The 25,358-nt window shown below is 48.3% G+C and carries 19 protein-coding genes and 4 pseudogenes; 15 read left to right on the top strand and 8 right to left on the bottom strand.

Features of this window, described 5'->3' with window-relative positions; genetic code table 11:
- Positions 1-71: 71 nt before the first annotated feature.
- The 4 genes from ACFPQ4_RS01525 to ACFPQ4_RS01510 are packed head-to-tail and all read left to right on the top strand — an operon-like array spanning position 72 to position 4,626.
- The gene (locus ACFPQ4_RS01525; RefSeq protein ID WP_378109949.1) at positions 72-1,004 is read left to right on the top strand and encodes a methyl-accepting chemotaxis protein; all 933 of its coding nucleotides are present in this window, start codon (positions 72-74) and stop codon (positions 1,002-1,004) included.
- A 34-nt stretch (positions 1,005-1,038) separates the two neighbouring features.
- Positions 1,039-2,049, top strand: coding sequence for an EAL domain-containing protein (locus tag ACFPQ4_RS01520; RefSeq protein ID WP_378109948.1), 1,011 nt, complete (start codon positions 1,039-1,041; stop codon positions 2,047-2,049).
- Positions 2,037-3,845: a DegV family protein gene (locus tag ACFPQ4_RS01515; protein ID WP_378109947.1), complete on the top strand. Its 1,809-nt coding sequence runs from the start codon at positions 2,037-2,039 to the stop codon at positions 3,843-3,845. Before ACFPQ4_RS01520 ends, ACFPQ4_RS01515 begins: the two co-directional genes overlap by 13 nt.
- Before the next feature lies 1 nt (position 3,846).
- Positions 3,847-4,626: a DUF1295 domain-containing protein gene (locus ACFPQ4_RS01510; RefSeq protein ID WP_378109946.1), complete on the top strand. Its 780-nt coding sequence runs from the start codon at positions 3,847-3,849 to the stop codon at positions 4,624-4,626.
- 632 nt (positions 4,627-5,258) lie between these two features.
- Here ACFPQ4_RS01510 and ACFPQ4_RS01505 read toward each other — a convergent pair.
- Positions 5,259-5,669 (bottom strand): winged helix-turn-helix transcriptional regulator, encoded by a 411-nt coding sequence (locus ACFPQ4_RS01505; protein ID WP_378109945.1) that lies wholly within the window; start codon positions 5,667-5,669, stop codon positions 5,259-5,261.
- 150 nt (positions 5,670-5,819) lie between these two features.
- Between ACFPQ4_RS01505 and hxlA the strand changes: the two genes are divergently transcribed.
- The 3 genes and pseudogenes from hxlA to ACFPQ4_RS01490 all read left to right on the top strand — a co-directional run bounded on the left by hxlA (position 5,820) and on the right by ACFPQ4_RS01490 (position 7,760).
- On the top strand, positions 5,820-6,452 hold the full coding sequence (gene hxlA / locus ACFPQ4_RS01500) for a 3-hexulose-6-phosphate synthase (RefSeq protein WP_378109944.1): 633 nt from the start codon (positions 5,820-5,822) through the stop codon (positions 6,450-6,452).
- A gap of 3 nt (positions 6,453-6,455) precedes the next feature.
- Complete coding sequence (gene hxlB, locus ACFPQ4_RS01495; RefSeq protein ID WP_378109943.1) at positions 6,456-7,019, top strand: 6-phospho-3-hexuloisomerase; 564 nt, start codon at positions 6,456-6,458, stop codon at positions 7,017-7,019.
- A 22-nt stretch (positions 7,020-7,041) separates the two neighbouring features.
- Positions 7,042-7,760: pseudogene (locus tag ACFPQ4_RS01490) on the top strand (3-ketoacyl-ACP reductase).
- Between the two features lie 632 nt (positions 7,761-8,392).
- On the opposite strand, the gene ACFPQ4_RS01485 reads toward ACFPQ4_RS01490, so the two are convergent.
- The 4 genes and pseudogenes from ACFPQ4_RS01485 to ACFPQ4_RS01470 all read right to left on the bottom strand — a co-directional run.
- On the bottom strand, positions 8,393-9,634 hold the full coding sequence (locus tag ACFPQ4_RS01485; protein ID WP_378109942.1) for an MFS transporter: 1,242 nt from the start codon (positions 9,632-9,634) through the stop codon (positions 8,393-8,395).
- 60 nt (positions 9,635-9,694) lie between these two features.
- Positions 9,695-10,834, bottom strand: a complete 1,140-nt coding sequence (locus tag ACFPQ4_RS01480) for a winged helix-turn-helix domain-containing protein (protein ID WP_378109941.1) — start codon at positions 10,832-10,834, stop codon at positions 9,695-9,697.
- Between the two features lie 249 nt (positions 10,835-11,083).
- Positions 11,084-11,717, bottom strand: a pseudogene (locus ACFPQ4_RS01475) (SDR family NAD(P)-dependent oxidoreductase).
- A 6-nt stretch (positions 11,718-11,723) separates the two neighbouring features.
- Positions 11,724-11,831, bottom strand: a pseudogene (locus ACFPQ4_RS01470) (MerR family transcriptional regulator); the annotation flags it as partial.
- A 218-nt stretch (positions 11,832-12,049) separates the two neighbouring features.
- Here ACFPQ4_RS01470 and ACFPQ4_RS01465 point away from each other — a divergent pair.
- Positions 12,050-13,147, top strand: a complete 1,098-nt coding sequence (locus ACFPQ4_RS01465) for an L-dopachrome tautomerase-related protein (protein WP_378109940.1) — start codon at positions 12,050-12,052, stop codon at positions 13,145-13,147.
- A gap of 192 nt (positions 13,148-13,339) precedes the next feature.
- Here the strand turns inward: ACFPQ4_RS01465 and ACFPQ4_RS01460 are convergent.
- Positions 13,340-14,003, bottom strand: a pseudogene (locus ACFPQ4_RS01460) (class I SAM-dependent methyltransferase).
- Between the two features lie 148 nt (positions 14,004-14,151).
- Complete coding sequence (locus tag ACFPQ4_RS01455; protein WP_378109939.1) at positions 14,152-15,237, bottom strand: sensor domain-containing diguanylate cyclase; 1,086 nt, start codon at positions 15,235-15,237, stop codon at positions 14,152-14,154.
- Positions 15,238-15,500: 263 nt separating this feature from the next.
- Between ACFPQ4_RS01455 and ACFPQ4_RS01450 the strand changes: the two genes are divergently transcribed.
- Both ACFPQ4_RS01450 and ACFPQ4_RS01445 read left to right on the top strand, forming a co-directional pair.
- Positions 15,501-15,977 carry an NADPH-dependent FMN reductase gene (locus ACFPQ4_RS01450; RefSeq protein ID WP_378109938.1) on the top strand — a complete coding sequence of 159 codons (477 nt, stop codon included), beginning with the start codon at positions 15,501-15,503 and terminating at the stop codon, positions 15,975-15,977.
- 363 nt (positions 15,978-16,340) lie between these two features.
- Positions 16,341-18,692, top strand: a complete 2,352-nt coding sequence (locus tag ACFPQ4_RS01445) for a P-loop ATPase, Sll1717 family (RefSeq protein WP_378109937.1) — start codon at positions 16,341-16,343, stop codon at positions 18,690-18,692.
- 521 nt (positions 18,693-19,213) lie between these two features.
- On the opposite strand, the gene ACFPQ4_RS01440 is transcribed toward ACFPQ4_RS01445, so the two are convergent.
- Positions 19,214-19,684 (bottom strand): rolling circle replication-associated protein, encoded by a 471-nt coding sequence (locus tag ACFPQ4_RS01440; RefSeq protein WP_378109936.1) that lies wholly within the window; start codon positions 19,682-19,684, stop codon positions 19,214-19,216.
- A 253-nt stretch (positions 19,685-19,937) separates the two neighbouring features.
- On the opposite strand from ACFPQ4_RS01440, the gene ACFPQ4_RS01435 reads away from it, so the two are divergent.
- The 5 genes from ACFPQ4_RS01435 to ACFPQ4_RS01415 all read left to right on the top strand — a co-directional run bounded on the left by ACFPQ4_RS01435 (position 19,938) and on the right by ACFPQ4_RS01415 (position 25,139).
- A complete protein-coding gene (locus tag ACFPQ4_RS01435) occupies positions 19,938-22,298 on the top strand; it encodes a chitobiase/beta-hexosaminidase C-terminal domain-containing protein (RefSeq protein WP_378109935.1) in 2,361 nt (786 codons plus the stop codon).
- A 143-nt stretch (positions 22,299-22,441) separates the two neighbouring features.
- Positions 22,442-22,924, top strand: coding sequence for a MarR family winged helix-turn-helix transcriptional regulator (locus ACFPQ4_RS01430; RefSeq protein ID WP_378109934.1), 483 nt, complete (start codon positions 22,442-22,444; stop codon positions 22,922-22,924).
- Between the two features lie 32 nt (positions 22,925-22,956).
- Positions 22,957-24,171 carry an MFS transporter gene (locus ACFPQ4_RS01425; protein WP_378109933.1) on the top strand — a complete coding sequence of 405 codons (1,215 nt, stop codon included), beginning with the start codon at positions 22,957-22,959 and terminating at the stop codon, positions 24,169-24,171.
- 137 nt (positions 24,172-24,308) lie between these two features.
- Entirely contained in the window at positions 24,309-24,575 is a 267-nt protein-coding gene (locus ACFPQ4_RS01420; protein WP_378109931.1) for a hypothetical protein, read from the top strand.
- Between the two features lie 102 nt (positions 24,576-24,677).
- Entirely contained in the window at positions 24,678-25,139 is a 462-nt protein-coding gene (locus ACFPQ4_RS01415) for a phage tail protein (RefSeq protein WP_378109930.1), read from the top strand.
- The last annotated feature ends 219 nt before the right edge of the window (positions 25,140-25,358 follow it).

Here is a 25,358-nt window from a genome sequence, read left to right as displayed (position 1 = left end):
CCTTGCTGTTTATGTATAGATTTTGTACAATTACAGTCAATAATCTATACATAATTGAGGAGCACATTCCAATGATTAGAGAACAGGCGACGGCTTCAATAGAGAGACATGGCGATAAGAAACTTCTTGCACTGATGACGGCAATTGAAAGCTCCCTTGCTATGATCGAATTCGACATGGAGGGCCGCGTGCTTTATGTCAACGATAACTTCGCGCAGTCCATGGGTTATCAGGCATCAGAAATGCGAGGAATGCGACATCCCTCGTTCTGTACTCCTGAATTTCGAAACAGCTCCGACTACCTCAAGCTGTGGGAAGGTTTACGGCAAGGCAAGGCGTTCCAGAACAAAATTCAGAGGGTACGAAAAGACGGCCGTCTCGTCTGGCTTGAAGCGACTTATATGCCGATCCTAAACGAAGAGGGAACACCTTCCGGCGTGCTGAAGATCGCGACGAACATCGACGAACGGGAACAAGCGGCTGCCCGATTAACGGAGGACCTCTTGCAGATGTCCGAAGAGCTGCTAGGCAGGGCTCGTGGAGGCATGGCTTGCAGCAAGCAGATCGAAGAAGCCGTCGGCAACGTCGTATCGGGCTCCGAGGACAATATAGCTGTGCTGCATCAGTTGGAAAGCCAGTCCGATTCCATACGCGGAATCGTACGGTCGATTAAAGACGTTGCCGCGCAAACGAACCTTCTTGCCCTTAACGCGGCGATCGAGGCTGCCCATGCGAAGGAGCACGGGCGCGGTTTCGCGGTAGTCGCCAGCGAGGTTCGCAAGCTGGCCTCCCAAGTAGAGCAAGCGACTAAAGAAGTAAGCGGATTCGTCGAAGGAATCCAAGCCCGAGTGCGGGAAGTCGCGAAAAGCACGAAACGTACCCGTACGCTTGCCGCCGAAAGCCAGAACGGGCTTCAGCAAGCCGTCGAAGAATTCCAGGGTATCGGGGAAGCCGCCCATAAGCTCGACGGAAAGGCGAACGAAATCAGGCTGATCCTGAATTAATCGACGAATCCGATCACAGCGGGAGGGAAAACCATTGGGCTGTCAGGGCTGCGGACTAAATGAATTGCTAATCGATATTAAGGCCGAAGGGCCCCTTAACCTGCATTTGCTGCGTGATGCGTCTAGACTTATGCGAATTAGTAACGCGTTGCATCACGCGGACGAAGGCGTTTTAACGATTAAAGAATCCGGCGCTCGCGAGTTTGCGGACTTTTGCGACGATCATATGGATGGAGAGAGGGTGCGGTTTCGGCTACCGGGAGAGGACTGGAGGGCTATGTCGGAGCTCTCGGCGGTACTTGAAACGGAATGGATCGATAAATTAATCGCCGAGCGTCGAATATGCATGTATTTTCAACCTATTGTGGACATCGAAGAACGGATTTATGCCTACGAAGCATTGGCGAGGTTCACGGACGAAGACGGCTCCTTGCTGTATCCTAACATCGTCTTTTCGGCGGCTAAGACACGCGGCCGGCTGTATGCGCTGGACCGGCTATGCAGGATGAAAGCGGTAGAAGAAGCAGCGCCCCTTCGCGCGAAGACGTTTATTAATTTTATACCGACGTCCATTTATTCTCCTGAATTCTGCTTAAAGTCCACGACCGAATTAGCCGCAAAATTGAACGTTGACCCCTCGCTGTTCGTTTTCGAAGTCGTCGAATCCGAGAAGACGGAGGACTTGGAGCATTTGAAGCGTATATTGGCGTTTTACAAAGAGAAAGGGTTTCAATACGCCCTCGACGATGTCGGCGAAGGCTTCAGCACGTTGGAAATGTTGGCGGAGCTAAAGCCTCATTATATGAAATTGGATCGAGCGCACGTTCATGGAGTCTCGCGAAATTCGGCGAAGCAGCGGACGGCGGAACTTTTCCTCGATACGGCTTTACGCATCGGGTCAGTACCGCTTGCCGAAGGTATCGAATCCAGAGAAGACTTTGAATGGTTAAAACAACGGGGGTATCGACTATTCCAAGGCTACTTATTCGGAAAACCCAGCCTTCCTCCTAGCCCTCTACAGGAGGTAAAGACTTGCAATTTCTAAATCATCAAATGTTTTACCGCATGATTCTGGCCGGAGCCAACGAAATTATTGCGAGGGAAAAAGAGTTGAACGCTATCAACGTTTTCCCCGTTCCTGATGGAGATACGGGAAGCAATCTTGCGTACTTAATGCGGATGATCGTACGGGAAACGAAACGGAGCGACACCTCCTCAGAGATGCTCGAAAGCATGAAACGAGCTTGCTTAAGAGGCTCTCGGGGCAATTCGGGCATGATCTTCTCGCAGTTTATCCTCTCCATGTGCAGTTATATGGGCACTCGCCCGGAACTAAAGGCAGAGCAGTTCATAGAAATGTGCGAGCAATCCGCGGCTATGTCCCGGTGTTCGGTGCTTGAACCGAAGGAAGGAACCGTGCTGTCCGTCATGGATGACTGGGTCAACTCTCTTAAAGCAACGTTCCCTCCTTCGGAGGGGCTTGCGAACATGCTGCGTCGCTCGTTCGCCGAGGCATGTATTTCGCTGGACAATACGAAGAACCAGCTGGAAGTGCTTCGAAAGCAAAACGTCGTCGACGCAGGCGCCAAAGGCTTTGTCTATTTCATGCAAGGCTTTATCGTCTCATTGAACGATACTTTTACCGTCGCTGAGCTGGCCTCCGAAGACGCGGAACCATTCGCTTCGCCTACCGTTGCCGCCCACAACCCTTCCCATGATCTTGCTAACTTGGAGTATCGCTATTGTACCGAATTTATGTTCGATATTCGGACGAATTTGGATGAAGTCAAACAAAGTATCGCCGCTATGGGCAACTCGATTGTAGCCGTTGGCGACGGTAATCAGGGCAAAATTCATATCCATACCGACGTTCCCGCGCAGGTCGCCGAAGTGATTCACAGTCACGGCTGGATCGTCTACCAGAAGGTTGAAGACATGAAGCGGCAGCAAGATATGATTTACAACCGCCAAGCGTCTATTGCCCTCGTGATCGACTCTGCCTGCGATATTCCCGAGACGTGGCTGGACGACTATCAGATCCATAGACTCCCTCTGCATTTGCAGTTTGGCCGCTCGACGTATCTAGATAAAGTAACCCTTGAATCAGATACTTTCTACACAAAGCTCGAACAGTCGACCTATCAACCGACGACGTCGCAGCCTGCTCAAGAAACCATTGCTCTGCTATATGAGCAGCTATTGGCTCATTATGACCATATTGTTTCCATTCATCTTTCTAAGCCGCTAAGCGGCACCTACGATGCATGCCGACAGACAGCCGAACGCATCAATTCCGACAGAATACATGTAGTTGACTCGCGGACGTTATCCGGCGCTTACGGGCTTATCGTCCATCGCGTCGCAGATGCTGTTAAAGCAGGGAACACGATCGAGGAGGTGCTTTCCGTGCTGGCAACGTCCATCCCACGATCTGAAATCCTGGTGAGCGTACCGACTTTGAAGCACATGATTAGAGGCGGAAGAGTAAGCCCGCTTCAAGGCAAAATCGCGAGATGGCTCGATATGAAGCCCATTGTATCGGTCGATCAAGAAGGCCGATCGATACTGTACAGCAAAACCTTTTATAAAAAATCCAATCTTAGAAAAATGCTGAAAATGATTGCCCGCATCCATCGCCGCAATCCGATCCAGCGCTATGTTGTCCTTCATTCCGGGGCTAAGGCGGACAGCGCGCTCTGCGAGGAACAAATGGTGCGGATGACCGGACAAAAACCGCTGTACATCGCCGGCGTTGCGCCTGTTATCGGGCTGCATGCAGGCAAGGGAGCGGTGAGCGTGGCCATGATGCTAAGCAGCGAAAATACGAGGGGGACTACATAAAATGTGGACATTGTATGGAATCAGCGGGGCGGCCGTTTTTATTTTTATGGTCTTCTTATTTTTAGCGGCGCAAATCAAGAAAGACAACTCGATCGTCGATATCGGTTGGGGTTTAGGATTCGTCATCGTCGCGCTGACGACATTCGGGTATCAAGAAGGTTTTGACAGCAGGCGAGTACTTGTCACGAGCTTGGTTTGCATATGGGGCGTTCGCCTTGCCGCCTATCTGTTCATTCGTTCCCTTGGTCGAGGGGAAGATTATCGCTATGCCGACTTTCGTAAGCAATGGGGGAGCCGCGCAACGCTGATCGCTTTTTTCCGCGTATTCATGATGCAAGGCTTAATCATGCTGTTGCTCGCATACCCGATCATTCGCGTTAACTCGGAGCAGAGCGGCGCCCTCGATCTTGCCGCTTATCTAGGTTTGGCTGTATGGATTATCGGGTTTGGCTTCCAAGCAATTGGCGATTGGCAGCTTCGACAATTTAAGAGTAACCGTCGGGATAAAGAAGAAGTGCTAACGACCGGGTTATGGCGCTATACCCGTCATCCCAATTACTTTGGCGAAGCCGTCATGTGGTGGGGAATCGCGCTGATCGTCCTTCCTATGCCCGGCGGTTGGGGCGCGATAATCAGTTCCCTGTTGATTAACCTTCTGCTGATCAAAGTTTCCGGCGTACCGTTCCTCGATCGGCGTTACGCGCATAATCCGGCTTACCAGCAATATAAAAAGGAAACCAATCGGTTCTTACCTTGGTTCCCAAGAATTGAACGCCGGTAAGACAATAAAAATTTGCGTCATTTGTAATAAGGTTCGGTTTAACGGGGCTATCGGGGAAAAATAAACCGCTCGAACGCGATCCTTTTTCCTAGAAAAAACAGCCATCTGCATAATACGCCAGCGACCAGGCATCGCTCGCATCTAGCTGAACATTGAACTCCCGCCTTGACTGATACATTATGCCCCAACTTACAACGAGAGACGTAGCTTCCACCATCTTCTGTGGAACTGCGCTCTCCGACTCCTTATTCAGCCATTCAAACAACAGTTGATAAAGTTCCTTTTGCATCGCAATTTCAAAAAGCGATTCAAATTTACAATCCTCTTCTGGTTATGCTCGCCATAGCCTGCCGGCAAGGCATAGTCAGCACCCATTTCTTTATAAAGCCGGCCTTGTTCTATGGTGTCCCCCCTTGAGCCTCATAGTTTTCTTTTCCTTGGTCATTGCTTACAAATTCCGGTATCTGCTGAATGGCTTAACATCAAAAATATAACAAGCCAAAAAACCACTTCTAGCCTGTTCTAACTGCTCAATTCCCTCTAGAATGACTTCAATTTTCTTTACGATATCATCTTGGAACTTTGCATTAACCATCAACATAAGATCATACAGCTTGTCTTTTCCGAGCATACTAACTCTCTAATTTGCTGCTATTATAACCGAGCTCGCCTTCCGCCGTTCCCCTCTCGGCGCCGCGAATCGTCACCTGCTCTCCCATATCCGCGATATAGTCTTTTCCCCACTCGTACATCAGATCCAGAATTGGAATCAGGCTCTCGCCGCGGGGCGTCAGACTGTATTCCACTTTAGGCGGCACGACGGGATACACTTTGCGGTTCACGATGCCGTCGTCTTCCAGCTCCCGCAGCTGCGTCGTCAGCATGCGCTGCGTGATATCCGGAATCAACGATTTAAGCTCGCTGAACCGTTTGGTGCCCTCTTTTCCCAGGTGCCACATGATGATCATTTTCCACTTGCCCCCGATAATGGAGAGCGTCAGTTCTTTCTCGCAATTGAATACCTTGTCCGCATTTCTGCTCATGCTGCAGTCCGCCTCCTACACCGTAGTATACTTTTACACACTATATAACAATATTGTGCCTACTTCCAGTTTTGATACCTTCTCCTTATAATTAAGTTCAGCCTTGCGCATACTCAGTACATTCATACTCAAAGGGGGCACACATTCATCATGAAACTTCAGCTTGCACTCGACTTGGTGAACATTCCGGAAGCCAAGGAAGTCGTGAAGGAAGTACAAGCATATATCGATATCGTCGAGATCGGCACCCCGGTCGTCATTAACGAAGGACTTCGCGCCGTGAAGGAAATCAAGGAGGCGTTCCCGAATCTGGACGTGCTGGCCGATCTGAAAATCATGGACGCCGGCGCTTACGAGGTCATGAAGGCTTCCGAAGCCGGGGCCGACATCATCACGGTGCTGGGCGCGACCGACGATTCCACCATCCGCGGCGCGGTTGAAGAAGCCCGCAAGCACGGCAAGAAAATACTGGTAGACATGATCAACGTGAAAAACCTGGAGGAGCGCGCGCGCGAAGTCGATGCGCTCGGCGTTGATTACATCTGCGTGCATACCGGGTATGATTTACAGGCGGAGGGAGAGAATTCCTTCGAACAGCTTCGCGTGATCAAAAAAGTCGTGAAGAACGCCAAGACGGCGATTGCAGGCGGGATCAAGCTCGCCACGCTGCCGGAAGTCATCGAGGCGTCCCCGGATCTGGTCATCGTCGGCGGCGGTATTACGGGCCAGGCGGACAAAAGTGCCGCGGCGGCCGAAATGAAGCGGCTAATTTCGGCGCGTTAAGCGATGGCGCAGTCCATCAAGCGCCATGCGGCGCATATCGTGCAAGAGCTGGAGCATGCAGCATCGCTGCTCACAGAAGACACCGGCGAACGGCTGACGGAAGCGATTCTCGGGGCCGGACGCATTTTTGTGGCGGGGGCGGGACGCTCCGGCCTCATGATGAAGGCTTTCGCGATGCGCCTGGTGCATCTAGGGCTGCAAGCCCATGTCGTGGGCGAGACGGTAACACCAGGTATTACTAAGGGTGACCTGTTGCTGATCGGCTCCGGTTCGGGCGAGACGCGGACCTTGATCGGCATGGCCGAAAAGGCGAAGGCGCTGGATGCGGACGTCGCCGCACTCACCATCCAGCCGCAGTCGACGATCGGAGCGCTGGCCGACATCGTCGTTCAGCTGCCGGGCGTGCCGAAGGATCAGGCGTCCGGCCGGGATTTGACGGTGCAGCCGATGGGATCGTTGTTCGAGCAGACGCTTCTGGTTGTGCTAGACGCCGTCATCCTTCGGATCATGGAATCGCAGCACCAGAACTCCGGCAAGATGTACGGCAATCACGCGAATCTTGAATAACAGGCAGGAGGGAAATCTAGGCATGCTAAAAGGTAAAACGGCTATTATTACAGGCGCGGGAAAGGGGATCGGCCTCGCGGTCGCCCGCGCCCTCGCGCAGGAAGGCGTGCGTCCGGGCCTGATGGCGCGGTCCGCGTCCGATCTGGAACGCGCGCAGAAAGAGCTGAAGGAGACATACGGGGTCGACGCCGCCATCGCGACGGCCGACGTCAGCAACCGCGGCGAGGCCGAAGCGGCTGTCGCCCGCTTGATTGGTGAGCTCGGCACCGTCGATATCCTGATCAACAACGCGGGAACGGCGACGTTCGGCACCGTGGCGGACATGGATCCCGAGGAGTGGCAGCGCATCGTTCAGGTCAACTTGATGGGGACGTACTACGTTACACGCGCCGTGCTGCCAACGATGCTGGAGCGCAAGTCCGGCGACATTGTCAATGTCGCGTCCACGGCCGGAGAACGCGGCTTCGCGACGGGTTCGGCCTACTCCGCGTCCAAATTCGCCGTGATGGGCCTGACGGAATCCCTCTTCCATGAGGTCCGCAAGTCCAACATCCGGGTCGTCGCCTTGACGCCGAGCACCGTGAACACGGACCTCGCCGTCAGGACTGGCTTGCCGGTCTCGGCCCGGAGGAGCGGATGATGCAGCCGGAGGACGTGGCGCAGCTGGCGGTCGCGGCCCTCGCGCTGCCGTCGCGCGTCGTATTGAAAACCGCAGGCATTCTCACGACCAACCCGCAATAATCGCCGGCATACGTAGAAAGGACATCCCGACCGGGCAATGTCATTAAGTTAAGCTCCAAGACAAGACTGCGTATAAACGGCATGGGACACAGTCCTGTGCCGTTTCGTTTTTTGTTAAGCACGGAAAAAATCGCACAGCAAACAAGCGGATGGTATATTGGCAAAATCGATTTCTGGTTTTTTGACATAAGGTGCAGGTGCGTCTGACATTTCTCGAATGAGGGATGTCAGTTTTTCTTTTAGTACGTTATCTTTCGATAACCTTCTCTTTTCCGTGATTTTTGGGCATTTGCCTTAACTTAATGACATTGACCCATTGGGTGCCCTTTCGAGCGATTTCGCCTTTTGAGTGATACGGGGAACCGTATCATAAATAACGGCAAGCTTTTTTTCGGAATTCCTTGCGGGGTTGTGTCTAAACAAAGAAAAGCCCCCCACCTTGTCGCAGCGTCTCGTCGAATTCCAGTTCGGTGCCTAGAATCTTTTGACCTTGCTTTGTGGCTATCTGCTTTACTATGGTCAGACTACCTTCTCTCCGCGCTTTAGGCAACGGATAAGGCGGACTGATTACCTCAAAAGCGATTATCCATCATTATCAGTACACAGTCATAACGTAATAATTTTGAGCATAATCAAGCCACAACTGAACGCATATTCTCGGCAGACAATGCCGTTCTCCATAACAAGCGTTGCAAAACGACGCCAATCATACCGACGCCTCCAACAATAATCCCTACAGATAAGAAAGTAAAAGAGGCACCCCATCGTTCGATCAAGGCTCCGCCGATGAGCGGTGCGATCACGAAGATGACGCTGTTCAAGGAATCGAAAATACCGCTAACCCTGCCGATTGCCTCTGAAGGCGTCTCTTTCTGCAGAATATAGTTCATGCCTGCCGAGGTAAATCCGGTGCCGATTCCGCCGATGAAGGCTGTGAACAGGATGAGGTAGAGCGGGGTATCCTGCTGAAACATGCCCGCGACGGCAAACAAAATACCGATTAGCGTCACTCCACCTCCTAGCAGCCAGCCATATGCCGAGAGCTGTTTGAACCGGCGCAGCCAGGCGACGCTCGCAAGGCCGCCTGCTCCGATCGCGGTCACGAGCCAGCCAATCAGTTCGGGTCGGTACGGGGCTACATCGCGCAGCAGAACTGAAATCTGGGCGTCGATCATTTGGATGCCGGATAGTCCGATCAAGCAGAAAATGACGCTTACCCGCAAGGTGCGATTTTGCAAGAGAATCCGCCAGCCATCCCGCCACGCCGTGCGGAGGCGGAGTGTTTCCGTAGATGCCGCTTCTGCTGAGGCAATATGTCCTTGTTTAGAGGGGATGAGCAGAAGCAGACAGGCGGATAGAACGAAACTGGCCGCATTCACCGCCATGCAGCTGGATGGGGAGAAGACAGTGGCCACGGTTACACCAAACAGAGGACCGAGCACTTTAGAGAGTTGAAAGACGGCTCCATTGAGCGAGGTCGCCTGCAAGAGTTGATCAGGTTCGACTACGCCCCGTGTCATCGCCTGTTGAGCCGGATAGTGGAAGACGCGAGCCGTGGATCGAAGCGCGATCAAACCGATCAGCACCATTGCATTTGGCGCGAAGATGAGCATGACGGTAATGCAGGCACGAATCAGATCGGTGGCAATCATCAGATTCCGCTTGTTCCACCTGTCAGCCAGAATCCCGGCCAGTTGGCTGAATAGAATACTTGGCACAGCGAAGGAGAGCGGCATTAGAGAGATGGTCATTGCGTCTTCTTTCCAGATTAATCCCATGAGAATAGCGACAGCCATGAAATCGAAATAATCACCGAGTGCAGACAGACCGTAGGCAATGAACATTTTAGTGAACGCGCGATTTTTCCTTAACATGTGAAGGCCTCCTGTTACGAATCATTACAATTATCGTAACAGGGGAATGTCAGAGGAACATCAGAGGAGGTTTCCAAGCAACTGCTCCGCTTTAACCAATAGCTCGTCGAAGCGGTACTGTATCGCTAGCTGGTCCCATTGACGCTCATATTTGATGCGATAGGTCTCGTCGCGCACGTGCATTCTAAGATACAGAAGGGTCGTGTTCAAGTTGGCGAGCAAATGAGGGATAAACTGGGTATGCCGAGTTGTTTCCATTCCTTCATCAAGTGTTTGTCTCGCAGAGGCGATGCTGCCTTGCCGATACAGGAAGAGTGCCTTTACGACGAGGAATGTCCCTCTTTCTCGCTGAATCGGATGCTGGGCAAGCAGCATTTCACACTCCTGCAGCGTGGAAGCTGCGGCATCCATTTGGCCTTCCTGCAGTTGTAGATGAACCTCTTTTATCAGAAAGTTTGCAGTGAAGCTCGGGGAATTTAGATCAGCGATGTTCTGCCTAATGGCGTCCAACTCTTTACGCGCCTTAACGAGCATACCGAACTCCAGTAAAAGGGGAATCACATTTAATCGCAGGTCGTACTGCCATTCTCGCGAAAGCATGTTGCCTTGGGCGATTAATCTTTCAAAGTAGTGCAAAGATGATTGATGTTGAAACTGGATGGTCGCATGGATAAATACCGCATAGGAAAGCTTCTGCCAATAATTGATGCTGTCAGTCGTTAGTATCCATTCGAAATCGCCACGGATAAAGTGAAGATAGGTATCGTAATAAGCATCGCCCGGCAAGCTAAGGATGTCTCGGTGTGTCGACAGCAATTGCATTGCCGCGCCCATCCCTAGTCCATGATATTTGGAGAGTATTCGGTTAATATCAACAGCAAATTGTTCATCCTGCAGGAGCAGACTTTCTTGCTGTTTCTTAGCATGGCGAGATAGTTTGTAGCCTTGTCCCCGAATTGTCTCCACGTGGAGCAGATGCGACCATTTGGCCAGTTTTTTGCGTACACGGTAAATATGATCGTCTACAGTCCGATCGCTGGGCGCCTCTAGCGGCCAGACGGCCTCCAATAACTCGTCACGTGAGAACGAACGCCCCGCATTCTCGTAGAGAAAACGAAACAGGGCAAATTCCTTGGGCAAGAGTTGAATGCTTTCCCCTGCATACGCAGCCTGATAGGTATGCTGATCAAGATGGATCATGTGTATCCTCCTTACCCGTTCATGGTACGGGCCGATCTTCTTTATAGGGATAATGGCATGGCAGAGGGGAAAGCAAGGGCACATTCCACATTCCGACTACACAATTAATGAAGCGCAACAGAAACGCCCCGCACTTACATGTTTGAATTCATGATTTAATTTTAGAACAACAAGGCCATATCGATCAAATTATTAATAATGGCGATGAGGATGGCTCTAAAACTTGCCGTTACAGCTACAATTTTCGTCTTAGATCAAGTTTTTCGTTGACAGATACATCTTTTCGGTATACACGTCGATGTCGTCTCGAGACATGCGCAAGCAAGCTACAGAACTACCATAACCGATTTCTTTGCCGTCCCCAGCCAATTCGTTGAAAATGGCATCCGCAAAGGCACCCAACGGTTCTCCTTGCGGATGTAGTCCTACTCCCCCCCAAATCCGTGACTACCGCCGGAGGAGCAACTTCAATAACTTCGACAGACGTTTCGGAAAGCTGGTGTCTTAAGCTTACGGTGAACGAATGAAGCGCCGCCTTGGTCGCCGAATACATAGGGGCATTTGCAAACGGTGTAAAAGCCAGACTGGATGTGACATTAATGATTGCCGCCGATTCCTTGGCCGCAAAATAAGGAGCGAACAGCATGGTCAAGTGGAAGGGGGCTTCAAGATTGGTCGTTATTTGAGTGATAAGACCGGGAATCTTCTCTTTCGCATCTTGAAGGACATGTTCACGCCTGCCGCATATAATCACTGTATTGCCTTTTTTAATGAATCGTTCTGCCAAAGCAAGTCCTATTCCAGTGCCTCCACCAGTAATCAATAGGGTATTTAATGTCAAGTCGACACTCAAGGGGGGCAACCCTTCTACAATCCAATTCATATACTTCTTGATGGCTTTTATGGGCATATGGGTGTTTTTGAAGCAGACGACGGCTTGAAGAAGCCCCACTTGACGTTCTGAAAATAAGCGCCTGCCCGCATCATCGCGCTCGATAGGTTGTCAAGAAGGGGGGGGGAAACCCGTAGGAGTATTGGAGGAAGATGCTATAGAGATATGATTCTTCGCTTTTTCAAGTGAGACAAATATAACGGAATGGAATCTAAGTCATCATTTAGCAATTGAGTTGTAGGAAATTTATCAAGAACTAGGCACTACAAAAAATTTTCATCATATATAGGTGATAACCGTTCGGATTTGATGAGGAGGATATCATGCAGCCTATGTTACCTATGGAAAAATATTTTGGGCAGTTTGAACTGGTGCATGCTTTTTATGGGGCTATGCCTACAGGTGTCAGCGTTTCCGAAACCGGTCGTATTTTTGTTTGCTTTCCGAAATGGGGAGACGACGTTCAATTTACTGTAGCGGAAATTGTTGAGGGTGAATTGCAGCCTTATCCCAGTTTAGAAACCAATTTGGTTAATACTGCGAATATTACGATGTCTTTCGTCAGTGTCCAAAGTATCGTTGCAGATGGAAGAGGAACACTTTGGATACTAGATACAGGGGCACCAAATTTTTCTGAACCTATTCAAGGGGGAGCAAAATTAGTTGCTGTTGATTTAAGCACGAATACAATAAGGAGAGTATATACCTTTACAGAAGATGTTGTCTTGCCTACAACTTATCTGAATGATGTCCGTTTGGATTTCCGGGTTGGAAGAGCAGGCTATGCATATATAACAGATTCTTCTACCAGGGGGCCAGGGGCTATTATCGTCGTAGATTTAGAAAATGGGAACGCGTTTAGGCGGTTAAATGGGGCAATGTCAACTTCACCTGATCCCTATATTTTACCGAAAGTAGAAGGTATAATTTTGATGAATCGAAACCCGGACGGCTCGACTTCCCCATTTAGATTGGCTTCCGATAGTTTAGCGATTTCTCCTGATGGAAAGGTTTTATTTTATGCTCCGCTAACAAGCCGTCAGCTGTTCTCGATCTCAACAGAAGCCCTAAGAGACAGAAGGATACAGGACATGAATTTATCACAATATGTGCAGTATTGGGGGGAAAAAGGTGCGTCTGATGGAATGATCACCGGCGCAAAAGGAACCGTTTATGCGGGAGACTATGAAAACAACAGTATCCGGAAGATATTGCCGAATGGCGCAATGGAAACCATCGCACATGACCCGAGAATTTTATGGCCGGATACTTTTTCGATTGGCCCCGATCAATACTTATATGTCATTGTGAATCAATTACATCGGCAAGCGAGATTTCATTATGGAAGAGACCTGCGGGAAAAACCATATAGTTTACTTCGTATGAGAATTGATGAATTCCCTGCTCCTACCTTTTCATAATAATCTTAAACGAAGGGAGCTATCCCTCATAGGGAGCTGGCCATCACCAGCTCCTTTCGCATTTTTCGCCGATGGCCCCGTTACGGTGAACCGTATCACAAATAGTGGTAAAGCGAAAGCTATTGCTGATCCGGTCATTTTTTCAATCTGAATATCACGCGGAACGCGTTATTCAACATCTATATATCCAATTTAAAGTTTTCTTGCCTTGATTACGAAAGTTCTAGGAAGCATCTTTGCTTTTTTTGCAAAGTCGCTGCTGTTACCTTCCAACGATTGCATACTGTCATCATCAGGTTGCTCAATCATTTGCTCGATGGTAAATCCCGCTTTTGCCAAAGCATTCACATAGGTTGATAATTTACGATCCGATAAGGTAAAATGCGCCGTCTTTTTTTAGATAAGAAGCGATCCGGCGAAAAGTACCCTCAAGATCGGTGGTCCAGCCTATGGCATAAATCGAATAAACAAAATCAAAATAATTGTCTGGAATTCCACATTCTTCTTCCATAGGAGAACAAATCAATTTTGCTGAAAGACCGCAAGACGTCAAATGTTGTGTTGCCCTTTCGATTTGTTTTTCTGATATATCCATACCCCATAATTCAGATGGTTTGCGCCCCCCATGATACTGCAAGGATTGACCGTTTCCACAGCCTATCTCTAACATCTTTTTTCCTGAGACATCACCAAAAAGATGGAATTTTTCTTCTGAAATTAATGCTTCATAATCAGGAAGCACAATTGCTCCTAAAAAGTCATTTCCTTTTGTATCCCAATAGAAGCTGTTTGTTTCATGAATACTACGTTTATCCATGCCGACCGAGATGGCACCAACTTCACCACCGCCTATCATGTTTGTTCTATAAACCATGCCGTCGTCCTCCTGAAATAAGATTAAATGTAAATAATTAATTCAATCCCAACTCTACAGAGAACTTCGATGGAACTCGACCGGCGGCACCTTGTAGAAAAAGGCTGCCATTTCGAACCACGCGGCGAACTTACCCGACGAGCTCCTCATTAACCGCAATCCGGTTGGTGCCGTTGGACTTGGCGAGATACATAGCTTGGTCCGCCGCGCGAATGAGATCAAGCTCCGTCTTGCCCTCTGCCCATAGCGTACAGCCGACACTGGTGGTCATCGGAAGACTAAGCTCCTTAATCCGCATCGGTGACTCGAGTTGCTCGGTCAAACGCTTGGCAACCTGCATCAAGCCGTCGTAGTCGTTCTGCAACCATGCCGCCACCACGAACTCATCGCCGCCTACGCGCGCGAGAAGATCGGATTCGCGAATCGCTTTCTTGATGCGATTCGCGAATTCTACAAGCACGATATCGCCGACTTCATGTCCGTAAGTATCGTTGCATTGCTTGAATTTATTCAAATCAAGGTAGAACACCCCGAATATGCCTTCTTCTCGACTGGCTCGATTAATCCAGCCTTGGATTTGAGAGCTAAAGCCTCTGCGGTTCAGCACTCCCGTCAAAATGTCGCGCTCCGTCAGCTGAATAAGCTCGCTCTCTAATTTTTCGCGTCTTTCAATTTCCGCTCTTAATTGAATTAGTAATTGCTCGTAATCGTTCAGAATCCGAGTTTTGTCGTCGTAGTTGATTTGCTTGCCTAGCTCCGAGCCCAGAGCGAGCGATAACAACTGCAACGTCTCGATATCGCGGCTGGAGAAAGCATTGATACGGCCGGAAATGACTTTCAACACGCCGACGGCGTTGCTAGATTCGAACAGGGGAACGCAGACCATGCTCCGCGCGCCGACTTTCATAGTCGCTTCCTTGTTGACGCGATCGTCTTGTTGCGTATCCGGCGAATACAAGATATCTTTCACCGTCACGCACAAGCCCGACAAACTGTCGTTCTTATTGATTCGAATTCCGACATGAGGTTGCAAGGTGCCGCTGACGGCGGCATAAACCATTTCATCGCCAGCCAGCATCTCTATAGTAGAACCGTCGGCATCGGTTAATAGGCACATCCGATCGCAAATCGTCTTCATAAACAGCTTCAAATCAAAGTTAGATAACAGCATCTGCTGCTGCACTTCCATTATGACTTCAAGGCGATTCTCAATCATCGTCCCAATTCCTCCATGCACGCATAGTAATCTGTCGGACATTATTAGTTAACATGCTAGCATTTTTAAATAGGTTTGTCAGTCTGCGGCTTGAAACATCGTTTTCGTTTTTATTTGTCCTAAAATCCATTGACATAGTACGTGACACAAACCATATTGTTTGTATTACGTACTAATATTTCATCTTCAGGAGAAGATGCAACAATGGATCAGCAGAAGACAGTCCTCTTGGTCATGGGGAGCATACGAGCAGGCAGAACGGCATGGGTCGAGTCGATGAACCGGGGATTCCCGCATTGGTGAGCTACAGTCAGCCGCACACGAACGCGTGGAGCGAGAATATCAAGAGCGCGAGCGGTGTGGTTTTCGTCACGCCTCAATATAACTGGGGTTATCCGGCGGTCCTCAAGAACGCTATTGATCATCTTTACCATGAGTGGAGAGACAAGCCTGTCATGATTGTGACCTATGGCGGTCATGGGGGCGGCCGTTGTGCTAAGCAACTGAGGAGGGTCGCGGTTCGGCTGAGGATGCGCATTGTTCCGACATCTCTTGCGCTGAGGTTATCGGATGCCATTATCCGTGAAGGAGCCGAGCTAAATCCAGATCGTGATTTTCGCAGTTTTGCACCACAGGTCAAGCGAGCATTATCGGAGCTATCGGACCAACTCGAAGGCAATGAAAGTGTCCTGGCACGGATGCGACGCAAATGGAAAGTCGCGTTAGCTGTCCTTTCCTGATTAATAATCTAAGCTAACGAGGAACGATAATCGAACCTATAAAGATCAAAGAAAGGGCCATCCCTTTGTGGGATGGCTCTTAAACTTGCTGTTCCAGATAGCGCGGAGAACGTAGACATATAGTTTGCACTAAAACAGGGCTTATTCAAATGTTAAGGCACACAATAAAAATAAGATGCTCAAAGAAATGAGCATCTCAGATTGCTGCTGTTATTACATTTTTCTCACCTCAACGATGTAAGAGATGATTTTAATATATAAAATTACCAAAAGATGCACACCAAGCTGCAGATGTATTGATGCCTAGACTTCTGTCGTGAAATAAGGGATAATTGGTAAAATATCACTAAAGGGTGGGTGACAATGACTGTAGTAACTGGTTTTTATGCATATCCATCACATCCATCTGACTTAAACGAAACCGTAAAAACTTTTATTGAAAAAGTAAACTCATCAGGAATTGTTAAGATAACAAGTTGGAAGGACTTACAGATTAATGGTACGTTTATCATCGATAATATTTTAGAAGCAATTGATTCAGCGGATTTATTTATTTGTGACTTAACGTATCTTAATAACAACGTATTATTTGAACTTGGTTTTGCTATAGCAAAGAATAAAAAAGTATGGATTACCCTTGACCCTAATATAGATATTGCTAAGAGAGATTATGAAAAGCTTCGGATATTAACTACCATTGGGTATTCTCCCTATTCTAACTATCAAACGTTACATGATCAATTTTATAAAGATCAACCGTATGAAAACCTTTCAAAAACAATTTTATCGCAGACCAACTCTGGCAGCATTGAAGGCGGGAAGCTACTTTTTTTAAAAAGTCCTATTGATTCTGATGCATCTTTAGCTTTGTCAGTTAGGCTAAAGGAATCCCCTATTGGTTTAGTGATTGATGATCCAAAGGAAATTTCTACGCAACCGCTTTCTTGGTATATCAGATATTTAACTGATGCTTTTGGTGTAATAGTGCACTTTGCAAGCGATAAACATACTGAGAGTTCTATTATCAATGCAAAGTATTCATTAATTAGTGGATTATCCCGTGCAATGAATAAGCCACTTATAATGTTAGCGCATGAACCATTTAATTCTCCCATCGATTACAGGGATACATTAAAGATTCATTCTACCTCTAAGCAATGTTTAGAACACTTAATCAACTGGATAGAACCGCTAAACGAATCCTTTCGACAAAAACAAACAAAATACGATACTCATCTTAAGAATAAAAAAGCACTAACAGATTTACAAAGTCTATTTATCGGTGAGCCAATTGCCGAACATGAATCCGATAGCTTAACCGATTACTTTTTTGAGACAAGAGAATATAGCGAAGCATTAAATTCTCAACAAACACTGTTTGTTGGAAGAAAAGGAACAGGGAAAACAGCTAATTTTTATAAGATTGCGGATGAGTTATCCCAAGATAAACGTAATTACGTGTGTGTAATTCAACCAGTCGGCCATGAAATAGAAGGCGTTTTAAACATGTTGAAACAGGGTCTGCCAAATTCCGAAAAAGGATACTTAGTAGAAAGTATATGGAAGTATCTGATATATACTGAATTAGCCAAGTCTGTGTATGCAAGTATAAAAAGCAGGCCTAGTCATATTATGTCGACAGCAGACGAGAACGATTTTGTGTCATTTGTTAAAAAGAATGAAAAAATGATTAACGCTGATTTTACTTTGCGTCTTGAGAATGCAGTGACTCATTTATACAATTTGACAGAGTATAAGTCTATAGAGTCCCACAGAATCAGAGTCAGTGAAATATTGCATGATAACATGATTAATCAGCTCAGAGGGAAATTGGGGCAGATTTTAGAGAATAAGAATAAAGTATGTATATTGATAGACAATCTGGACGCGTCATGGAACCCACGAAACGATTTAAATGAATTATGTTTATTATTATTCGGACTATTAAATGTTTTAAAGAAAATTACAGATGAATTTACTAAAGCTGACTATCGTTATAAGAAGGTGAATTTATCATTAATTGCATTTTTGAGAAGTGATATTTTTAATCAAATACTAGCTTTTGCAAATGAAAGAGATAAAATCCAGCATAGCAAATTGGTATGGCAAGATGCCGAGCAATTGTTTAGAATAATTGAAAACAGAATTGAATTTTCAGTGGAAGGCATTACTAGTCCACAAGAACTTTGGGAAAATTATTTTTGTTCACATATAGTTGGGAAGCCGTTAAAGGCATACGTTTCATCTCTTATACTGCCTCGACCAAGGGATATTATTTTCCTTTTCAGAGGAGCTATTCATGAAGCAGTAAATCGTGGACATACGAAGGTAGAAGAAGAGGATTTTCTTAGTGCTGAATTGAAATACTCCCAATATGCACTCGAATCCTTGTTGCCGGAAATAGGAAATAGATTGGACGATTTAGAGTCTATTTTATATGAGTTTGCGGGTGCGACCGAAATAATTTCCATGGATGAAGTTGAGAATATTCTTAAAGGTAAAGGAATAACCAATACCGCTGAGGTAATTGATATTCTTTGTGAGTTAACTTTTCTTGGTCTTGAGACGAATCCAAATGTATTTGAGTTCATTAGTGAACATCGAAGCAAGAAAATTGTATTTCGACTCGCAGAGAAGACGGTTCATCAAAGTCAAACAAAGGTTCAAAGATTTAAAATTCATAATGCGTTTCATGCGTATCTCGATATAAATTAATTCGGTCAAATTACTACCATTATTCAAGTAAAGGAAGTGCGAAAGACCTCCCCCTTCCGTCCCCCTGCGGGGGAACGCAGGGGACTAGCCCCCTGCACCCCACACTCGGCGTGAGCCAGCCCCAGCCGAATGGCTGGGACACACTTGAGCGTGGGAGAAGCAATACGCCCGTCAAGGCAAAGTGAATGCCTTGACGGGCTTTGTTTTGATCTTCAAAGGTCTTTTCTTGTGTAGATCTACCGCGCGTGCTTCTTGAACACGGAGTGTTCCCGAATTTGCGCGGGTTCTGCCAGCACGAGTAATCCTTATTTGACCCAAACAACGTCCCCAAAATCAATCACTTGTTGATTGTCAAAGTCTTTCCCTCGGGCGTTAAGTAACTCTAATAACTCATCGACTGAATTTAGATACCGATCCTCCTTAATTAGCATTAGGCCATGGGAGCATAGATACCGATGCAAACCTTTTAGCCGTTCATCATCAGCATGCTTTGTAATGTATTTTCCGAGATACTGTGCCAATTAATCGATTCTTCCTGTTTTACGTTCAACCCAGACAAATCCTTTTCCCCATATCTCCGATATCTCTGCATGTGGGATAAAGGTGTTTACGGCTAAGTGATAATGTATAGCACCTCTTTGTTGGAATTCTCTAACACCGACATACTTGAAATCGGGATATTTACGCAGCAGACGTTTCATAAATTTCCGAAACTCCCGATCAGCTGCCTTTAAATCATCCTCGTTTTCTGCAAATGTCAGTGTTACAAAACGATCAAGTTTATAAAACTTGATGAGTCTTCGGATTTTCGACCTTGCCTTCTGCAATGTTTTTGCACGGTTTTGCTCGTAATCTTTGGATTCTCCACGCTTGGTTTGTGGAAACTCCTTTTTTGGGTTGTTAATCTTCCAGCCTGTCCTACAAAGAATTGCTTCATAATCACCGTTAAGATCATAAATCCTTGTGTTACGGAATACCTTTTCGACTTCCATTGGACACCTCGCGCGCATTGTAGTTGTGCGCACAGCAGGATGGTCCAGAGTCGCCGGAATGCCGCGACAAAATGAAAAGGACATGTGGCGGCGGTCCGCATCACATGTCCTTGGATTGCTCCAATTTTATCCTCATATACTCTCATCACATCAGCACCTTTCTCATCAATCAAGCAGGGGACCTCTACTCCTGCCGTAAAACTATCAATCACATTTAAGGTCCATATATCAATCATAGGTGGCTCTCAAAATTATGAAGTTTATTATGATTCATGTGCCACCTAGTAAACCTTCTTATTTGGTTTCAAGCATTCGATTAAACGCTGCCTTCAGCTTTTCCACTAACGCGGCAGAGGCGGCACCAATAGCAACGAAGACTTCCGCCGACTTTACAGACCTGAAGGATCTGGACGCGGCAACGAAAGCCAAGTTCGACGCCCTGATTAGCGCAGGGGTATTCGATGGCGTTAGCGATACGACCTTCGGGTTGAAAGATGAGATGAACCGTGCCCAGTTCGTAAAGGTCGCGGCATTGATTACGGGTCTTGAAGTCAATAAAGATCTGAAGACGTCCAGCTTCAGCGACGTCAAAGCGAATGATGCTGCCAACGGTTATGCGCTGCCTTACATTGAAGCACTCAAAACGGCCGGCATTACGGACGGCTATGGCGAAGGTACATACAATCCGGCCGGTAAAGTAACCAAAGAGCAGTTAGCCACGTTCTTGGTCCGAGTGCTAGGCAAGGACGCGGACGCAAAAGCGAAGACGGGCACCGATACTACGGTATCCAACTGGGCGCAGGGCTATGTCACCGAGGCATTGGCGCTAAAATTATTGCCGAATGGCGCGGACGGAAAGTTCGGCGGCCAAGCCAACGCAACGCGCGACTTGCTCCTTGCGGGTGCATACGAAGCCAAAGCTCAGTACGTCTCTCCCGGAAAAGTGAGTGTCACGGGAGCGTCGCAGGTGGGCGTGAAGAAGATCAACGTATCCTACAATAAGCCTGTTGACTCGGCGCAGGCTAGTCTATCCATCTCGAAGGGCGAAGGCGCACAAATCGAATGGGCTGCAGATAAAAAGGGTGCTACCTTGACCTTCCCGAAAAATTTGGTTGAGGGAGATTACACCATTACCTTATCCGGCCTTGATGCCGCGGGAGTGGACAAGACCACCGCCACCTTGACCGTAACCGCCGAGCAGGCCACTAAGATTGAATTTACTTCTACCTCGGACACGGTTGCCGGCTCGAAAGCGGTCACTATTCCGTTTAAGGCTATCAATCAGTTTGGCGAGACGATGCAGGACCTCTCCAAATTCGTAGTAAACGCTACGGTTCCTGCTGCTATTAATCTTGTAAGCTCGGCTGTCATAGCAGATACCTCGTCAAAGTTGAAAGATGATCGAATTTCCATTACCGTGTCTTCGGGGAGCGCCGGAGTTTCAGCTACTAAAATCTTTACGGTTGGAGCTTCTGAGGTTGTTGCGCCGGTAGTCAGTACGCCGAGCGTGGTTGCGACACCGACCGCTAGTGTACCGAGCGGAACTGCAGTGACGGTAGGCACGAGCGTATCGTTGAGCGCGGCGCAAGGGGCAACGATCTATTACACGACGGATAACAGCGAGCCAAGCACTTCGAACGGCACGGTGTACAGTAGCAGTCCAATCACGATCACGGATGCAATGACGATCAAGGCGATCGCAGTAAAAAGCGGTATGACGAACAGCGGCGTAATGACCGCAAGCTACACCTTGAAAGCCGCGACACCGACGGCTAGCATACCGAGCGGAACTGCTGTAACGGCAGGCACGAGCGTATCGCTGTTCGACACGACTCAGGGTGCAACGATCTACTACACGACGGATGGTAGCACGCCAAGCGTCAGCAGCACGGTGTACAGCAGTAGCCCGATTGTGATCGGGAATGCGGTGACAATCAAGGCAATTGCAGCAAAAAGGGGTATGACGAACAGCGATGTGATGACAGCGTCGTACACGATTACAGTAGCGCAAGTCGCAACCCCTACGGCTCTCGAGGCTGACTCGAGTGGCATGGTCCTGGTTACGCTAAACACAACGCCGTCCGATGCGACGATCTACTACACGACGGACGGGATTCATGATCCGTCGACTAACCCGCAGAACGACCTGTATACCATGACGTACAACGGACCCTTCCTTGTCCCGAGCAGCACTACGGTCAAAGCGATCGCAGTGAAAAACGGCATGGCCAATAGTAGCATAATGACACATCAAACCACGCTCGTTCCCACGCCGGTCTTGGCTGCAAACAGCTTGGCGTATATCGGCGTAGCGTCCAATCCATCCCACAGTCTTCTGAAGTTAACGTTCAGCAAGGACGTGGACGAAACATCAGCAGAACATGATTATAATTATATGCTGTGGATCGGCGATTTCTTGTCCATGTACCAAGGGTCTGTTTTTTCGGCGACTCGGGGCGGCGATGGTCATAAGAACGAGGTTACGCTAGAGGTTGAAAGCCTGGCGAGCCTAGACGCAGATACTATTATAAAGGTTCAGGTGCACAACGTCCGAACCGAAGACTTGCTCGAAACGATCGGATCTGGGAATAATATTGCCGAATTCCCGATGTAGGCAACCAATCTGTTTCCATTTCAATTCATAATCGAAGGCACCCCGCGGGGGGCCTTTCGTTTTTGTTCCGTCTTGCCCCATATACATTGACATAAAAGGTTGCTAGGCATATAGTTGTCTTAGCAACTATTATTTTAGCGGGGATGATTCGCATATCAACCGATGACCTTAACAACACGAGACATCTACCGATCGGTTTCGCAATGGGCATCACGCACCGGAAGCTATCGGCTTTGTTCCAGTACCGCCTTGCTCCTTACGGGATTACGCCTGAGCAGTGGTCGGCGTTGAACCAGATCGACCGCGCGCAAGGACTGATTCAGAAGGAAATCGCCGACAGGACGGGCAAGGACAAGCCGACGACAACCCGGATATTGGACCTGTTGGAGAAGAAAGGTCTTATCTATAAGAAGCTCGGCGAGCGAGATCGCAGGTCGTTCCTTGTCTTCAGCACGGAAGCGGGGAAAGCGGTCATCCGTGAAACAACGCCGATCGAGGACAGCGTGACAGCGGATGTGAAGATGTGCATTTCGGAGACGGAGTACGACACGCTGATGAATCTGCTGCTGCGCATCCAGCATCATGTGGCCAGTAAGCTGGATGGTTCAGAGCAAGAGGAAAAATAACGATACTTACAAGAATAGCGGAGCGGTGATTTATGCAACCAGAACAACAGACAGCATTATGGACAAGGCCGTTTATCGCATTGACTGCTTGTTTTTTTCTTTTATTCCTTGGATTGCAAATGCTGTTGTCTTCCTTCCCGGCTTATGTGAAAGAGGAATTCCATGCGGGAAACATGCAAGTCAGTCTAGTCACATCTGTATTCGCGCTCGCGGCGATCGTGTCGCGGTTCGCGACGGTCGCGCTGATGCGGCGGGTTTCCCGCATGGCTCTGCTAATCGTCGGGCTGTTGATCGCAGCGGCGACGACGGGCTTATATACGGCGGCTAGTTCCTTTAACATGCTGCTTGTGCTGCGAATCGGCTTCGGGATCGGCTTCGGCATGGCAAGCACGATATTGCCGACGCTCGTCTCCCGTATCATCCCGGTTCGCCGAATGGGCGAAGGGATTGGCTATTTCGGCTTATCAACGAGCCTGGCTATGTCCATCGGCCCTTCGATCGGGCTGAATGTCATGAAGCATGCAGGCTTCACAACGCTTACGCTGCTCGGACTTTTGGCATCGGTGCTCATCTTCCCCGTACTGTGGTTATCTCGTTCGAAGGGGACCGGGACGTCGAAGGAAGAGGAGTCGCACCCGCGGCAAGCAAAACGGAAAACGGCCGCAAAACCCGGCGTCAATCGTAAGTTACTGTTTCCGGTACTGCTGAACATCATGCTATCCATTACTTATAGCGGTCTGCTTGGCTTTCTTGCGCTGTTCGGCGATTATGTGCATATCGAACAGGTGGGTCTGTTCTTCCTGTTCAACGCCATTACGATCATTCTGATCCGTCCGTTCTCCGGACGTCTGTTTGACCGAAGGGGGCACGCAGCCGTCCTCATTCCGGCCAGCTTGTTCGTAACGGCAAGCATGACGCTGTTGTCGAACACGCATGCCATGCCGATGCTCATTTTGTCGGCGCTGCTGTACGGCTTAGGTTTCGGTGCCATTCAGCCGACGATTCAAGCTTGGATGCTACGGTCTTCGACACCCGAGCAGTACGGCACCGCGAACAGTATGTTTTATAACTCGACGGATTTTGGCGTTGCATTGGGTGCAATCCTTCTGGGCGCCATTTCTTCAGCCTCGAACTACGCTGTCATGTACCGGTTTTCCGCGGGTTGCATGGCGTTGTTCGTTGTCCTGATCCTGTTGCAGCCTATCTTGTCGGCCAATCGCTCGAAACGAGCGGCAGTGGAAGCCTAGCTTACGCGCTTCAGAGATCTAAATGCAGTTCCATAAATAACGTGCAAGAAGGCAGGATCGGGGGAGCGCCCGTATCCTGCCTTTTTGCGCTATATCTCATTATCTTACTGCACCAAACTATCCATATAGCCGCATCCATGTATGAAGATCAAGTAGAGTTAACTCATAAAGAGAGCAACACGAATAATAGTCTTACGCTCGAGAAGCTGATCGCGTTCAGCGCTGCTTCGGACGTCCATCTCACGAATGCCATGCGCGAGTTACCGGAGGAAGCGTGGGGATATTGCCGTAGATTCCCCGATAGGTCCGTCGACGCCTCGCGAAGCGTTAGGCGCACGCTCTACCACACAGGCTTGCACGCCGGTCAAATCTCGTTAATCCGCAAGCACGCGCCGAGAGAATAGCGGAATAAAACGCGAACGATTAACATGCATCATTTTTGGTATAATAAGGGGTAGATAAGAACCGTTAATATGGAAAAATGAGAGAAAACGAGGGGTGAAATAATGTCGTATATCGTTGATTTTAAAAACGTATCCACGGTTGGTTTAGAGTCTTCGCCCGTAGTAGACGCGCTTGCTGGTTTACGCGCTAATGAAGCCCGTTATTTCATGAACAAATACGAGCATGAATTTACGGTTGTACCGGCTAGCGAAAGTCAGGATGCCCTTGATTATGTGAATCGGATTTTGAAAGAACGCAATATCGAGTTTGCGGCGAAACCTTTAGAAACGTCGCGTTTTCAAGTGGAAAATATCCAATTTACGTACGTCTTTTATGAAGACGGGCTTGCGCTCAATGTCATGTATACGGTGGATGACCCTAAGAAGCGGGCCGTTGGCTTTAAGCTCTCTGAGGGAATGGAGATCCCCAAGGAGCTAGCGGAGAAGTTTAAGTTTGCTAGGCAGAAGTCTAAGCTGGCCGGAACGATTCGGGGCTCGTTCTTCGTAATTAAGGGAGAATATTGAATAAAGCAGATTGCCGACAAAGCTGTCCTTCGGTCTTAACGACCGAGTGGCGGCTTTTCTTGTTTTAAGGCCCTTCATGCATGAAAACCGCTTGCGAAGTGAAATTAAAGGGGTTTGTGCTACTTCTTTCCAATGGAGGATGATCAATGGAAAAGATCTCGCGATCAGGCAAAAGTGCGGGGTGACGATCTATCCAATAAAAGTGGAACTTTACCCAAT

Source organism: Cohnella yongneupensis (assembly GCF_042655785.1).
Taxonomy (GTDB): Bacteria; Bacillota; Bacilli; order Paenibacillales; family Paenibacillaceae; genus Cohnella; species Cohnella yongneupensis.
Note: the sequence above shows the minus strand (reverse complement) of the source record. Positions and strands in the feature narration are given on the sequence as shown.